This is a genomic window from Micromonospora yongxingensis, assembly GCF_052601155.1.
Window position 1 is genome coordinate 69,247 of sequence record NZ_JBQXEO010000030.1, and the last position, 13,871, is coordinate 83,117.

13 protein-coding genes are annotated in these 13,871 nt (G+C 71.0%); 8 read left to right on the plus strand and 5 right to left on the minus strand.

The window, feature by feature from the left end:
* Nucleotides 1–123: 123 nt before the first annotated feature.
* The gene (locus tag ACTWLT_RS27545) at nucleotides 124–558 is read left to right on the plus strand and encodes a TIGR03668 family PPOX class F420-dependent oxidoreductase (RefSeq protein WP_445320844.1); all 435 of its coding nucleotides are present in this window, start codon (nucleotides 124–126) and stop codon (nucleotides 556–558) included.
* 16 nt (nucleotides 559–574) lie between these two features.
* Here ACTWLT_RS27545 and ACTWLT_RS27550 read toward each other — a convergent pair whose 3' ends face one another.
* Genes ACTWLT_RS27550 through ACTWLT_RS27560 form a run of 3 tightly spaced genes read right to left on the minus strand, consistent with a single transcriptional unit; the run spans nucleotide 575 to nucleotide 2,326 of the window.
* Nucleotides 575–1,486: a TIGR03619 family F420-dependent LLM class oxidoreductase gene (locus ACTWLT_RS27550; RefSeq protein WP_445320845.1), complete on the minus strand. Its 912-nt coding sequence runs from the start codon at nucleotides 1,484–1,486 to the stop codon at nucleotides 575–577.
* A 40-nt stretch (nucleotides 1,487–1,526) separates the two neighbouring features.
* A complete protein-coding gene (locus ACTWLT_RS27555) occupies nucleotides 1,527–1,919 on the minus strand; it encodes a DUF2267 domain-containing protein (protein WP_445320846.1) in 393 nt (130 codons plus the stop codon).
* On the minus strand, nucleotides 1,916–2,326 hold the full coding sequence (locus ACTWLT_RS27560; protein ID WP_445320847.1) for a DUF2267 domain-containing protein: 411 nt from the start codon (nucleotides 2,324–2,326) through the stop codon (nucleotides 1,916–1,918). Before ACTWLT_RS27560 ends, ACTWLT_RS27555 begins: the two co-directional genes overlap by 4 nt.
* A 279-nt stretch (nucleotides 2,327–2,605) precedes the next feature.
* Between ACTWLT_RS27560 and ACTWLT_RS27565 the strand changes: the two genes are divergently transcribed.
* Both ACTWLT_RS27565 and ACTWLT_RS27570 read left to right on the plus strand, forming a co-directional pair.
* Nucleotides 2,606–3,025 (plus strand): PPOX class F420-dependent oxidoreductase, encoded by a 420-nt coding sequence (locus ACTWLT_RS27565; protein WP_445320848.1) that lies wholly within the window; start codon nucleotides 2,606–2,608, stop codon nucleotides 3,023–3,025.
* An 83-nt stretch (nucleotides 3,026–3,108) separates the two neighbouring features.
* Nucleotides 3,109–4,002, plus strand: a complete 894-nt coding sequence (locus ACTWLT_RS27570; RefSeq protein WP_445320859.1) for an aminoglycoside phosphotransferase family protein — start codon at nucleotides 3,109–3,111, stop codon at nucleotides 4,000–4,002.
* A gap of 44 nt (nucleotides 4,003–4,046) precedes the next feature.
* Here the strand turns inward: ACTWLT_RS27570 and ACTWLT_RS27575 are convergent, their stop codons facing one another.
* Nucleotides 4,047–4,925 carry a bile acid:sodium symporter family protein gene (locus tag ACTWLT_RS27575; RefSeq protein WP_445320849.1) on the minus strand — a complete coding sequence of 293 codons (879 nt, stop codon included), beginning with the start codon at nucleotides 4,923–4,925 and terminating at the stop codon, nucleotides 4,047–4,049.
* A 143-nt stretch (nucleotides 4,926–5,068) separates the two neighbouring features.
* Here ACTWLT_RS27575 and ACTWLT_RS27580 point away from each other — a divergent pair, with 143 nt between their 5' ends.
* The gene (locus ACTWLT_RS27580) at nucleotides 5,069–6,412 is read left to right on the plus strand and encodes a glycoside hydrolase family 18 protein (RefSeq protein WP_445320850.1); all 1,344 of its coding nucleotides are present in this window, start codon (nucleotides 5,069–5,071) and stop codon (nucleotides 6,410–6,412) included.
* A 55-nt stretch (nucleotides 6,413–6,467) separates the two neighbouring features.
* Here ACTWLT_RS27580 and ACTWLT_RS27585 read toward each other — a convergent pair whose 3' ends face one another.
* Nucleotides 6,468–6,860 carry an effector-associated constant component EACC1 gene (locus ACTWLT_RS27585; RefSeq protein ID WP_445320851.1) on the minus strand — a complete coding sequence of 131 codons (393 nt, stop codon included), beginning with the start codon at nucleotides 6,858–6,860 and terminating at the stop codon, nucleotides 6,468–6,470.
* A 332-nt stretch (nucleotides 6,861–7,192) separates the two neighbouring features.
* Here ACTWLT_RS27585 and ACTWLT_RS27590 point away from each other — a divergent pair, with 332 nt between their 5' ends.
* The 4 genes from ACTWLT_RS27590 to ACTWLT_RS27605 all read left to right on the plus strand — a co-directional run bounded on the left by ACTWLT_RS27590 (nucleotide 7,193) and on the right by ACTWLT_RS27605 (nucleotide 13,828).
* Complete coding sequence (locus ACTWLT_RS27590; protein ID WP_445320852.1) at nucleotides 7,193–9,916, plus strand: M14 family zinc carboxypeptidase; 2,724 nt, start codon at nucleotides 7,193–7,195, stop codon at nucleotides 9,914–9,916.
* Between the two features lie 254 nt (nucleotides 9,917–10,170).
* A complete protein-coding gene (locus tag ACTWLT_RS27595; RefSeq protein ID WP_252415163.1) occupies nucleotides 10,171–10,617 on the plus strand; it encodes a hypothetical protein in 447 nt (148 codons plus the stop codon).
* A 236-nt stretch (nucleotides 10,618–10,853) separates the two neighbouring features.
* Nucleotides 10,854–11,465 carry a hypothetical protein gene (locus ACTWLT_RS27600; RefSeq protein WP_445320853.1) on the plus strand — a complete coding sequence of 204 codons (612 nt, stop codon included), beginning with the start codon at nucleotides 10,854–10,856 and terminating at the stop codon, nucleotides 11,463–11,465.
* Nucleotides 11,462–13,828: a VWD domain-containing protein gene (locus ACTWLT_RS27605; protein WP_445320854.1), complete on the plus strand. Its 2,367-nt coding sequence runs from the start codon at nucleotides 11,462–11,464 to the stop codon at nucleotides 13,826–13,828. Before ACTWLT_RS27600 ends, ACTWLT_RS27605 begins: the two co-directional genes overlap by 4 nt.
* Nucleotides 13,829–13,871: the final 43 nt, after the last annotated feature.

Here is a 13,871-nt window from a genome sequence, read left to right on the forward strand (position 1 = left end):
TGGGTTCCCCGCACGCAGACCCCGCGCCGGGTAATCGACCGGGGGTGCGGGTGTCGGTCGCTCAGGCGGAGGCACGGGCACAACGAGTCACCATGGCCGGCGTTGGCTGTTACCGTCGGGCCTGTGCCCGCCGACGAGATCCGGAATCGGGTCCGGTCGGCCAGGGTGGCCCGGCTGACCACCGTCGGAGCGGATGGGCGTCCACACCTGGTGCCCGTGTGTTTCGTGCTGCTCGACGATGTCGTCTACCACGCGGTGGACGAGAAGCCCAAGCGCCACCGGCGGCTGCGCCGGGTGGAGAACATCCGGGCGACGGGGCATGCCTGCCTGCTGGTCGACGAGTACGACGAGGACTGGTCGCGGCTGTGGTGGGTCCGGCTGGACGGGCACGGCCGGCTGGTGGAGGACTGCGCGGAGGAGGCCGCGGCCCGCGCGGCGCTGGCCGACAAGTATCCGCAGTACGTCCAGCGGTCACCAGCCGGGCCGGTGGTCGCGATCCGGGTGACCGGCTGGTCGGCGTGGACCGCGGCGGACTCGGCAGCCGACCCGGCCGGGTGAGCGCCGGTCGGGGGTGTCAGCGGGTCGGAGCGAGGGCGTCGAGCACCTCGTCGGCCCGCCGGAGCGACGCCTGCGCGTCGGCGCGGGGTGAGCCGATCTCCGGATCGAAGTTGAGGTCGACGAACAATTCCGTGATGCCGGCTTCGGCAAGTCTGCCGAGATCCGACCGGATCTGCTCGAGCGTGCCGGTGAGCGGCTCGCGCCCGGGCGGGCCCATCGGGCGTACGCGGACCGCGCCGCGGCAGACGAATCGCAGTGAGCCGGGATCGCGGCCGGCCTCCGCAGCGGCGGCCTTGACGGTCGCGACCGCCTCGCCGATGCCCGTCAGGTCCGCCTGGCTGCCACTGACCCAGCCGTCGGCGAGCCTGCCGGCCCGGCGCAGCGCGGCGGGCGCCTGGCCGCCGAGCAGAATCGGCGGGTGTGGCCGCTGCACGGGCTTCGGCGCCAGACGCGTCGGCGGGATCTGGTAGAACTCCCCGCGATGCTCGGCGACGTCGTCCTGCCACAGGGTACGAAGAACGGCGAGGAACTCCTCGGCGCGCTGGCCCCGCCGATGCTTGCTCACCCCCGTCGCCTGATACTCCTCATCCGCCCAGCCGAGGCCCAGTCCCACGTCGAGCCGTCCGCCGGCGAGGATGTCGAGAGTCGCGGTCTGCTTGGCCAGCAGCACCGGAGAGATGAACGGCATGTTGAGCACCGCGACGCCGAGCCGGACCCGCGTGGTGTGGGCCGCCAGGAACGCCAGCGTGGTCAGCGGGTCCTGGACGCTGTGGTAGGTCTCGCTCCACCCGAGGTCGGCGGGGACCAGGAGCCGCTGGAACGTCCAGAGCGAGTGGTATCCGAGCTGCTCGGCGCGGCGGGCGACATGGATCATGCTTGCCGGTGTGGCCCATGAGCCGGAGACGGGCGGGGCGAATCCAACCTCCACCCGCGCACCGTACCCGGATCAGGCCAGGACGTGGCTCGGTTCAGGCTCCGACGCCGGGGGGAACCGGATGAAGCAGCTGCCGGATGTCCTTCGGCAGCTCGGATTCCAGACTCTCGAGGTCTTCGGGGCTCACCGCCTCGCGCAGGGTCGTCAACACGGCGCGGGCGCCCTCAGCGGGCCGTTCGTCATCTGTTCCCGCGCGGGCTCCTACCTCATGGAGGAACTCCACGAGGTCGAGCCGTTCGGCGAAGTCCACTTCCTTGTGCAGGTACCCCCGCAACTCCTCGGGGAGCCGCGTGGCCAGGTGCCGCGCCTCGCCGCCACTGACCCCTTCCGCCAAGGTCGTCAGCGTGGCTCCGACGACGTTCGCCGCCTCCGCCGCCGGCATTCCCGCCCGCTTCCCGACCGCTTCGAGAAACTCGGCGTAGTTCACCGGTTCTCCTTCCCGACCACGCCCACCGGTTCGATCACCTGCCGGAACTCCTTCGGAAGCTGGGCCATCGCGTCCTCGAACTCGTCACGGGAAACAGCCTCACGTAGCGTGGTGAGCACCGCGCGGACGCCGGCACCAGCGAGGGCACGGTCGACGTCCGGGAGGTCCGCCACCCGCCGCACGAACTCGTCGAGCCCGAACGACGTGGCATGTTCCCCTCTACGCGGTGGCGGTTTGCGCAGGTGATCGTCAAGCCCTTCGGGAAGCTGATAGGCAAGGTCCTCAGCCTGGCCGGCGCTGATCCGATCCGACAATGTCTCCAACGTCGCGCGGGTGAGTGTCGCCGCCTGGTCGGTCGACACCTTCGCCCGCGTGGCCACTGCGTCGATGAAATCCTGGTATTCCACCTGTTGCTCCTCTCAAGCCGGATCGCCGTCGAACCACCAGTTACGAGCCCCTGACCGCAATGTGCCGCGACTGCACTCTTCACCTCTCGGGTGTCGAGCGAACTGGTACCTCGACAGCCTCCAGGGGCAGGGGGTGACGCTGCCTCATCCCCATTGGGCGAATCACCAAGGCGCGAAGTCCGCTCTTCGGGCTGCCGTGCCTGCTCGCCCTCATCCAGAAGCGGTCGCAACGGCAGGTGCGTAACGTGCAGGGGTACGCCGACGCGAGGAGGAGACCGAATGTCCAAGCCACCGCTGCCCGAGCCCGCGATCACCATGCTGCAGAAGCCGAACCCGGCCGTCATGACCACCCTCCAGGCGAGTGGTCAACCGGTGTCCGCCGCAACGTGGTACCTGTGGGACGACGGTCGGATCCTGGTGAACATGGACGAGAGCCGCCGCCGGCTGACCCACATCCGGAACGACCCCCGGGTCTCCCTCACCGTGCTGGACGACGCCGGCTGGTACACGCACCTCAGCATCATCGGGCACGTCGGCGAGCTGCGCGCGGACGAGGGCCTCGCGGACATCGACCGGTTGTCCCGGCAGTACACGGGGCAGGCGTACCCGCGGCGGGAGCGCGCTCGGGTGAGTGCCTGGATCGAGATCGACCGCTGGCACGGCTGGGGTGCGCTGAAGGACAGCGACCAGGTCGGCTGACGCCGGGAGCGGTTCGGGCCACCGGGACCGGGCGGAACCGGATTGCGACGGTGACCCGGGGATGCCATGGTCCCGGTGTGCAGATGCATGAGGGCCAGCTGAGCGTGCCCACCGAGACGGTGCGGAAGCTCGTCGACACGCAGTTCCCCGAGTGGCGGGCGATGGAGGTCACGCGTGTCTCCTCGCAGGGAACGGTCAACGCCATCTTCCGCATCGGCCATCGGTACACCGCCCGTTTTCCCCTGCAACCGCAGGAGGTCGAGCCGGCGCGCCGCTGCCTGGAGAGTGAGGCCGACGCGGCGCGTGAGCTGCTGGGCCGGACGCGCTTTCCGACTCCCGAGCCGGTCGCCATCGGTGAACCCGACGCCGGGTATCCGCTGCCCTGGTCGGTGCAGACCTGGATTTCGGGGGCGGTGGCGACCGATCAGGACCCGGGTCGCTCCGTGGCGTTCGCGGACGACCTCGCCGAGTTCATCCAGGGCGTGCGGGCCATCGACACCCGGGGCCGGAGGTTCAGCGGGCGCGGGCGAGGCGGTGATCTGGCCGACCACGACGAGTGGATGGCGACGTGTTTCCGGCACAGCGAAGGGCTCCTCGACGTCGCGCGGCTCCGCCAGGTCTGGGCGGGCCTGCGGCACCTGCCGCGTGGCGACTACCCGGACACGATGACCCATGGTGATCTCATTCCGGGCAACGTGCTCGTCTCCGACGGGCGGCTGGCCGGAGTTCTCGATGTCGGTGGCCTGGGTCCGGCGGACCGTGCCCTCGATCTCGTGGGCGCGTGGCATCTGCTGGAACCCGGGCCGCGCCAGGCGCTCCGGGAGCACCTCGGCATCGGCGACCTGGAGTGGGAGCGCGGGAAGGCGTGGGCGTTCCAGCAGTCCATGGGTGCGGTCTGGTACTACCACCACAGCAACCCGGCCATGAGCCGGATGGGCCGGCGCACCCTCGCCCGGATCCTGGCCGACCTCCGGTAGCACGCCTGCCGGGGCGTGCACCTGGAGGTCGGCGGCGCGCCGGCTCAGGCGGTGGTGACGGACCGGGCGCGGACGCGGGTCACCAGGTAGCCGAAGGCCGCCGCCGTGAAGAACATGACGATGCCGTAGACGGCTCCGGGGATCGCCATCTGGGTGCTGTCGAGCAGCGCCGGGCTGAGCGCGATCGTGATGGCCAGGGTGCTGTTGTGGATGCCGATCTCGAACCCGGCCGCCGTCGCGGCGCTCCGGTCGACCCCGGCCAGCCGGGGCACCCCGTACCCGATCGCGAGGCTCAGCAGGTTGAACGCGAGCACGGCCAGGCCGACGGAGACGAAGTAGTCGGCGATGTTCTCCCGCTCGCCGAGCACGGCGCCGACGATGACCGCGACGAGCACGACGACGGACAGGATCCGCACCGGGCGGTTCAGGCGTTCGGCGACGCCGGGGACCCGGGCCCGGATCAGCATGCCGATCGCGACCGGGACGAGCACGATGGCGAACACCTGCAGCACCTTGTCGAACTGCAGGCCGATGCTCCTGCCGTCGGGCAGGAAGTACGCCGCCGACAGGTTGACCAGGATCGGCAGGGTGAACACGGCGAGCACCGAGTTGATGGCGGTCAGGGTGATGTTCAGGGCCACGTGCCCGCCGAACAGGTGACTGAAGAGGTTCGCCGTCGTTCCGCCCGGTGAGGCGGCCAGCAGCATCATCCCGACGGCCAGCTCGGGTGCCAGGTCGAAGGCGAGCACCAGGCCGAAGCAGAGCGCCGGCAGCACCAGCACCTGGCACGCCAGCGCGATGACGGCGGCCCTCGGATGCTGCGCGACCCGGCGGAAGTCCTCAGTGGTCAGCCCGAGACCCAGGCCGAGCATGATGATGCCGAGGGCGATGGGCAGACCGATCAAGGTCAGGGCTGAGTCCATGGCACAACATCGTTACCACCGGGTAACGCGCCCACAATCCCCCGTGCGGCTGGTGGCTCTTGACCGTGGACCCTGGTCGGCTTAACTTCATCAATCAGATAAGTGTCTTTACTAATTCCGCTCCATTCCTCGTGGGAGTGCCGATGCGACCATTCCGTCACCGCCGCCTCACCGCCGTCGTCGCCCTGGCGACGATGCTGGTGACCGCAGCCCCGCCGACCGCCGCGAACGCGGCCGACAAACCCGACCGCCGCGCCGGCTACCACCGGGTCGGCTACTTCACCCAGTGGGGCATCTACGGCCGGGCGTTCCCCGTCAAGAAGCTCGACACCTCCGGGGCGGCCAGCCGCCTCACCCACGTCAACTACGCCTTCGGCAACCTCAGCGAGGACGGGCGCTGCTATGTGGACGGCGGGCCGGGCGAGGGTGACGCCTGGGCCGACTACCAGCGCCCCGTCCCGGCGGAGGAGAGCGTCGACGGAGTCGCCGACGCCCCGGGTCAGGCCCTCAACGGCAACTTCGGTCAGCTGGCCAAGCTGAAGGCCAAGCACCCCGACCTGAAGGTGCTGATCTCGCTGGGCGGGTGGAGCTGGTCGACGTACTTCTCGAACGCCGCCCGCACCGACGCCTCCCGCAAGGCGTTCGTCACCTCCTGCATCGACCTCTACCTGAAGGGAAACCTGCCGGGCGGAAACGGCGCCGCAGGCGGCCCGGGTGCCGCGGCCGGCGTCTTCGACGGCATCGACCTGGACTGGGAGTGGCCGAACTGGGCCGGTGAGCCGGGCAACGTCATCCGCCCCGAGGACCGGGAAAATTTCACCAAGCTGCTCGCCGAGTTCCGCCGGCAGCTCGACGCGTACGGTCGCACGACCCGCGAGCACCACCCGCTGACCGCCTTCCTGCCGGCCAACCCGGCGACCATGGACGCCGGATACGAGGGCCGCAAGATCTTCACGTACCTGGACTTCGCCACGGTGCAGGGGTACGACTTCCACGGCGGCTGGGAGGCGGTGGCCAACCAGCAGTCCGCTCTGCGCGTCCCGGCTGGTTCGCCGGACAACCCGGACTTCTCCGTCGAGGTGGCCATCGACGGCTGGATCGCCCGCGGCGCGCCGCGCGACAAGCTGGTCCTGGGCATCCCGTACTACGGCCGTGGCTGGACCGGCATCACCGGCGGCGGCAACGGCCTGTTCCAGCCCGCCACCGGACCCGCGCCGGCCACCTTCGAGGCCGGATACGAGGACTACAAGCAGCTCAAGACCCTGGCCGGCAACGGCTACACGGTGCACCGCGACCTCCGCGCCGGTCACGCCTGGCTGTTCGACGGTACGACGTTCTGGACGTACGACGACCCGGCGGTCGTGTTGCAGAAGATGCTCTACATCCGGCGGGCCGGCCTGGCCGGTGCCATGATCTGGTCGCTGGACGGCGACGACGACAACGCCACGCTGACCAAGACGATCGGCCTCGGCCTGACGACCTGGTAGGCGTACCGCTCTTCCGGCCCGCCGCCGACCGGATCCCCGGCCGGCGGCGGGCCGACTATCCCCGTCGCGGTGCCACCGCGCCTACCGCGGCCTCGATGAGCGCGGTCACCTCGTCCATGTCACGAGCTCGGCGCACGTCCAGCTCGGCCGACCATCCGTCCGGACCAGTGAGTTTCACGGTCACGTCGTCGCGCCGGTGGGTCAGCCAGCCGGCGATCGCCTGGACCAGCACCATCACGACGCCGCTGCTGTCGACGGCCACCAGCAGCGCGTCCGTGGCCTCCGCCGACATCTCGTCGGGCGGTGTCGTCGAACCGGCCGGCGGCGCGGTCACCCTGTCGCGAAGCCGGTCCTCGGACCGCAGCCAGGACGCGAGAGAACGCTCAGCGTCGGCGGACGGAAGATCCGGACAGACCGAGAGCGTGATCGTCTCCAGAGACGCGGGCATTGTCTCCTCCTTCCGGACGGGACCGAGGACTGCGGGTGGAACACCACTGCGGCCGTCGATCGACCTCGTTCACGCTGGCCGCCACCGGCGGAGCGGCGAGATTGGCGCGCGACGCGCGGACCATCCTGCCAGCCGTCCCCGGCACAGGCATCCCACGCAGTCATCGGAATCGATCAGACCTTGACCGGGGTACCGGCGGTTCATAGGCTCCGGCCACTGCGAGCCATTTCCCGAGAAGGGAAACACGAGACATGGCCCCATCGATGCGTCCGTCCTGGACGGTCCCTCCGAGGCGGTTGGCGAGCGCCGCCGCGATCACGCTCCTACTCGGCATGACTCCCCTGCTCAGCGGCACGGCCGCGAGCGCCGCCCGGCCCTCCCCGTGCAGCAACGACCCGACCGCCCGGCTGAGCACGGTGCCCGCTCCGGAGGCCGTGCTCGGCTTCCCGCTGGGCGTGGGTCAGGAGCGGGTCGTCACCAACGAGGAGGTCCGGACCTACCTCGGTGCCGTGGACGGCGCCTCCGACCGGGTGGTCACCGGCGTGATGGCCACGAGTGTGCTCGGCCAGCCGCTGCCGTACGCGGTGGTGTCCAACGAGCGCAACGTGCGGCCGTCGGCGCTGCGCAGGATCGCCGACGACGTCCGCGACCTGCGGGACCCCCGCCGCACCAGCGCGAGGACGGCGTCCCGGACCGCGAAGGACAGCCCGGCCATCGTCTGGGTCACCGCGAACGTGCACGGCGGCGAGAAGAGCGGCACCGACGCGGCGCTCAAGACGCTGTACGAGCTGGCCGCCGGCCTCTCCTGCGCGGTCGCCCAGCGCAACGACAACCTGGTCACCATCATCGTTCCGACCCAGAACCCGGACGGCCGGGACGCCACCCGGCGGCAGAACGAGTTCGGCTTCGACATGAACCGGGACTGGTTCGCCCGTACCCAGCAGGAGACCGACGGCAAGCTCGAACTCCTGCGGCGATACCCGCCGCAGGTCTTCATCGACGCCCACGAGATGGGCGGCCGGCAGTACTTCTTCCCGCCCAACGCCGACCCGATCCACCACGAGATCGCCGGCGAGGCCGTGGACTGGATCAACCGGATCGGTGCGGCCAACAAGGCCGGCTTCGGCTTCAACGGCGCCTGCGACGAGACCGTCACCACCGAGTGCTACTTCAACTACGACACGTACGACATGTTCTTCATGGGCTACGGCGACACCGTGCCGACCACCGGCTTCGGCGCGGCTGGCATGACGTTCGAGAAGGGCAGCGCGTCGGCGGTGGCCGACCGGGTGCAGCAGCAGTTCAACACCCAGTGGGCGACGCTCGGCTGGGCCGCCGCGAACAAGCACGAGGTGCTCACCGACTACTTCGACATCTGGACCGACGCGCTCGCCCAGGGCAGGGCCGGCACGCTGGAGCCGAACGAGGTCGTGCAGCCCACCAACGAGGTCCAGTTCCCGGTGCCGGACATCAGCATCCGCTCGTACTTCCTGCTGCCCGACCGGCAACTCGCCGACGTCCGCCAGCTCGTCGAGCGGCTGCGCCGGATGGACGTCGAGGTGTACGAGGTGCAGCAGCCCACCCGGCTGCCCACCGCGCGGGTCTTCGGCGGCCGGGCGGCCACCAACGTGACCGTGCCCAGGGGCGCGTACTGGATCCCGATGGACCAGCCGCAGAAACACTGGATCCAGGCCATCATGGGCGAGGACCCGTACGTTCCCTTCCCCTACTTCTACGACGTCTCGTCCTGGAGCAACCCGCTGCTCATGGGCGTGTCCACCATCTACACGGGCGACAACGTCCGACCCAGGGCCCAGTTGGTGCGACAGATCTCCGGCGGCCGCGGCGGGCTGGCGTGGCCGTGGGGCACGTACCGGTACCCGCTGGACTCGGCGGCCGCCGCGGAGTTCACCTTCACCCTGCTCGGGCGGGGTGTGCCGCTCGTGCGTGACCTGAACACCAACTCGGTCGCCCTCCCGGCGAGCAGGCTGAGCCGTACGGTCGACGACCTGGCCGAATCGTTCGGGGTGACCCTGACCCCGGGCGGGCCGGCCAACGGGACCCGCCTCGCCCTGCCGGACGTCGGGCTGTTCCAGGGCACCGGCATCTCGACCACGTCGGGCTCGCACGGCGAGGCCAGGTACGTGCTCGGCAAGCGGTGGGGTCTGCACCTCACCCCGGTGACCACGGCCGACATCAACGACAACACCGAGGCGTTCACCGGACGTACGGTGCTGCTGGTGCCGGACGGCAGCAGCCCGACCGGCGGTCTGACCGCCACCGGGCAGGCCAACCTGCGCGACTGGGTGGCCCAGGGCCACACCTACGTCGGGCTGCGCAACGAGGGAACCCGGGTGGCCCGGGCCGCCGGGCTCACCTCCACCACCGAGAAGCCCAAACCGGCCGACTACCAGGTGATCGGCTCACACCTGCGGGTGGACGTCGACCACGACAGCCCGGTCGCGCTGGGCCGCCCCGCGGAGGACTTCGAGTTCAACAACAGCGACCCGATCCTCAACCCGAGCACCACCGGGACCAACGTCCTCCGCTACCCGGCGGGCGACACCTTCTGGGCCAACGGCTACACCGTCGCGGGCGACACCCTGAAGGGCACTGCGGCACTGGTCGACGAGCCGACCGGCGCCGGCAGGGCGGTGCTGTTCGCGTTCAACCCGCTGTTCCGGGCGTACAACGAGAACGGTCTGCACCTGGTGGCCAACGCGTTGCTGTACCCGGAGACGGGCGCCGCGCCGGACCCCCGGCGCGCGGCCGGGGTCGACCCGGCGCGCGCGGCGGCCGCCGCCGCACCGGTGGCGGCGGAACTGGGCGGCGGGTGGCGGCCGACCACCATCCAGGTGGCCGCGGCCGACCTGCCACGCACGCGGGCGATCGTCGAGAGGTTCACCCCGGATGCCCGGGCGTCCGTGGCCGGCGGCTCGGCCTACCTGGTGATCCCCAACCCGGAGGGACGCCAGGCCGACGAGCACCCGTTCCTGGGTGATCTGGTACGCGCACTCCGCGACGCCTCGATTCCACTGAGGTCCGTGGTCGGCTGACAGACCTCGCACACCGAAGCGCCCGTCCCCCGGGTGGGGGCGGGCGCTTCTGCGCGTTCCGGAATCGGTTACGACGTGCACCACATGGCGCCGATCATCTGTTCGGAACAAAACCGAACCAGCCATTGACCAGGCCGGACAGATGCGTGTTGTTCGGGACAGACATCGACGGTGGCAGCCCGTCAAGCCGCGTCAATACGCTGGGAAACGGCCATCGAATTCATCGGCCGAATTACCACTCATGGAGGTCGCACATGTCGGTCCAGCGTCTTGCGCTCAAACTGTCGATGGCGTTCGCGGTAGGCGCCGCTGCCCTGCTCGCCACCGGCTCACCAGCCGCCGCCGCCTACAACGACGACCACTACGTGACACTCTGGGACGACAACGCCTCGTGCCAGGCTGGTCGCCTCGACTTCGTCGACTACGGCGAGGGTGCACCCGGCGGTGGCATGAACGATGACTATTTCGTCGTGCGGGACACGTGTGCCAACGGTGACGGAGTGCTGGGTCGCGTCTACGTCAACGGCGTCCTGATCGACACCCAGTACAACGGCGGCGGCTCCGGGTCCTCGATCATCTGGGATCCGGCCCAGGTCTACGCGAACGACGTGGTCCGGATGGATATCTGCGGGGCAAACGGTCCTGAGGACTACCTGGGCTACTCCTGCACCCCCACCACGTTCCGCAGCCAAGACGGCTGACGCAGCCGAACAGGGTCTGGCCCGGCGCCAACACCATGACCAACGGCGGGCACCGGATCTTCCGGTGCCCGCCGTCTGTTCCCCCACCGATCCCGCCGCGCACAGTCCCTGACGACCCCCGTCGCCTTACCGACATCGACCGGGCCGGATCACGACAGCGGTCGCGGCACCCGAGGACGCAGGCTGGCCGGGATCGCTGGCGACGGACGTCGGCATCCGGAGGAGGCGCACCGCCCATGGGCGTACCCCGGGCAGGGTCGGTGGGTCGCACGGCGCTCGCCGGCTGCCTCGCCCTGCTGCTGATGGGCACGACCGTCGGGTGCCGCCGGTCCCGGTCGGCCCCCTCCCCCAAGGATCCCGCCGCGACGGTCGGCCTCACCGTCGGCCCGTCGCAGCCGACGTACCGGGTGGGTGAGCAGATCAGCCTCCGTCTCAAGCTGGTCAACAACCGTGACGCCGAGTGCCGGTTGAGCCGGGTGCCCGACGGGGCCGTGACGGTGCTGTCGCTGACCCGCGACGGCGAGCCGGTGGCCCCCACGGTCGGTGGTGCCGCGTACTACCGGGACTTCACCGCGTACCTGGTCGAGAACCTGGTCCCGGTGCCACCGCGCGGGTCGGTGGAGCTGACCTTCGGCAGCGACCCGCAGAGCCCGATCGGTGCCGCGCTGACCACCTCCGCCCCGGACGGCCACGGCGGAGCCGCCGTCACGTGGTGGCCGGTCGACCAACCGGGGGCGTACCGGCTGGTGCTCGGCTACCTGAGGGCACCGCTGCCGGGGGTGCCGGCGGATGCCTGCGCCGCGACGGCCGAGCAGGGCACGGTGGCGTTCGAGGTGAAGGGCGGGTGACCGGGTTGCGGAACCGGGTCGGCGTACGCGCGGGCCGGGCGGGCCTGCTGCTGGCCGGGGTCCTGGTGCTGCTCGCCCCGCAGGCGGCGTCCGCCGTGGTCAGCGTCAACGCCGACCTGCAGACGGAGTACGCGGGCTGCGTCGGACAGATCCGTGGCTCCGGCAACGGCGCCGTGCTCGACGCGCTGGAACGCTCCGGCAAGCAGATCAAGGTACGCCGACCGATCTTCGGCTCGGAGAGCAGCACGACGACGTACGTTCCGGGCAGCGACGTGCAGATCAACTGGGTGCCGGAGAACGACGGGCGGAAGCTGCCGGAGGAGGGTGCCGGCTTCACCGAGGACCAGTGCGCCACCCTCATCCACGAGATGAACCACGCCCTCGACAAGATCAACGACACCGACCGGGGTCAGTTCTGCACCCAGGGCGGTCAGTTCGCCAGCGCGGTGGATCCTGGCGAGGTGCACGCGGTGCTGGCGGAGAACGCGTACCGGCGGGCGGTCGGGGTGCCGACGCGCACGACGTACAGCGGGATGAAACTGCCGGCGAACGGCAAGGACTGCGACAAGCCCACGCCCCGACCGCCGAGCGGTGGTTGCTCGATCTCCGTGATCGGCAAGGGTTACCGCTGCGCCAACAGCAACGGCGATCCGCACCTGCTCACCTACGACGGCCTCCGGTACGACTTCCAGGCCGCCGGGGAGTTCGTGCTCAGCCGCTCGACCGGGGACGACTTCGAGGTCCAGGTACGACAGACGATGTTCCCGGCCAGCTCCGTGGTGGCGGTCAACTCCGCCGTCGCGGCCCGGGTGGCCGGCGATCGGGTCGGCGTCTACGCGACTGCCGACGGCCCGGTGACCCGGGTGAACGGCGCGCCGCCGGTCTCCGCGCCGGCCGGGGTGAAGCTGCCCCACGGCGGCACCGTCACCACCTGGGGCGATGGCACGGTGACCGTGGAATGGCCGGACGGCACGTCGCTGAACGCGCACCCGCTCGGGGTGTGGGGGCTGAGCGTGAGCGTCAGCGCGCCGGCCGGGCGGGCCGGGAAGCTGGAGGGCCTGCTCGGCGACCACGACGGTGACCCCGCCGACGACCTGGCGGTCCGTGGCGGGGGCAGACTGGCCCAGCCGCCGACGTTCGAGGCGCTCCACCCCGGCTTCGCCGACAGTTGGCGGGTGGAGGCCCGGCGGTCCCTGTTCGACTACGAGCCGGGTCAGGACACCGGCACGTTCACCGACCGGCGCTTCCCGGACCGGCTGGTCACCGTCGCCGACCTGCCCAACCGGGCCACCGCCGAACTCGTCTGCCGGCGGGCCGGCGTCACCGATCCGCAGATCCTGGCGGGCTGTGTGCTCGACGTCGGCCTCACCGGTCAGGTGGCGTTCGCCGTCGACGCCGCGCGGGCTCAGCGCGACGCTCCCGGCGTCGCCGACGTCAGCCTGGAGGTGACGCGGCCCGGTGCCACCGCCGCGATGAAGGTGCCCGGCCGCGCCGGTCAGAAGATCTTCATCGAGATACCGGCGGCCACCGTTCCGGACCGGTGCAGCGTGCTGTTCCTCCTCGACCCGCAGGGCCGCGAGCTGGCGACCGGCTGCGTCATCCGCGGCGTCGGCTACATCGACACCACCACGCTGACCGCGACCGGCGACCACCAGGTGGTGCTCGACCCGTGGGACGCCGACCTCGGCCGGGCGACGGTGCGGGTCGTCACCGTGACCGACGAGGAGAAGACGCTCAGTGTCGAGGGGCCGGCGGTCCGGGCGACGCTCGCCCAACCGGGGGCGGTGAGCCGCCTGGCGTTCGACGGGCGCGCCGGCCAGAAGGTCTACCTCCAGGTCACCGGCGCCACCCTGCCCGACCGGTGCGGCCTGCTGCGGCTGCGCGACCCGGCCGGGGAGCAGGTGGCCAGCGGCTGCGTGATCCGCGGCCAGGGACACGTCGACGGGTTCGTCCTGCCGACCACCGGCCGGTACGTCCTGGAGCTCGACGGCTACTCCGCCGACACCGGCTGGGCGGACGTGCGGCTCCGCGACGCCCACGACGAGCAGGCCGACACCGTCGCCGACGGGAGGGCCGGCACGGTGACCGTCAGCCGACCCGGCGCGGTGAGCCGGCTGCGGTTCACCGCCGACGCCGGCCGGCGCGTCGCCGTCGAGGTGACCGCCGCCAACCTGCCCGACCGGTGCGGGATCCTGATCCTGACCGGCCCGGACGGCGCCCCGGTGGGCAGCGGCTGCGTCATCGGCGGGACGGGGCGCTTCGAGACCGGCCCGCTGCCCGAGGGCGGCGCGTACACCCTGGCGCTCGACCTGGACGCGGAGGAGACCGGGTCGGCGACGCTCACCATCCGGCAGGTCGGCTGACCTGTCCCCGTGGTCCGGCCGGCCCATTCTCCGGGCCGGACGG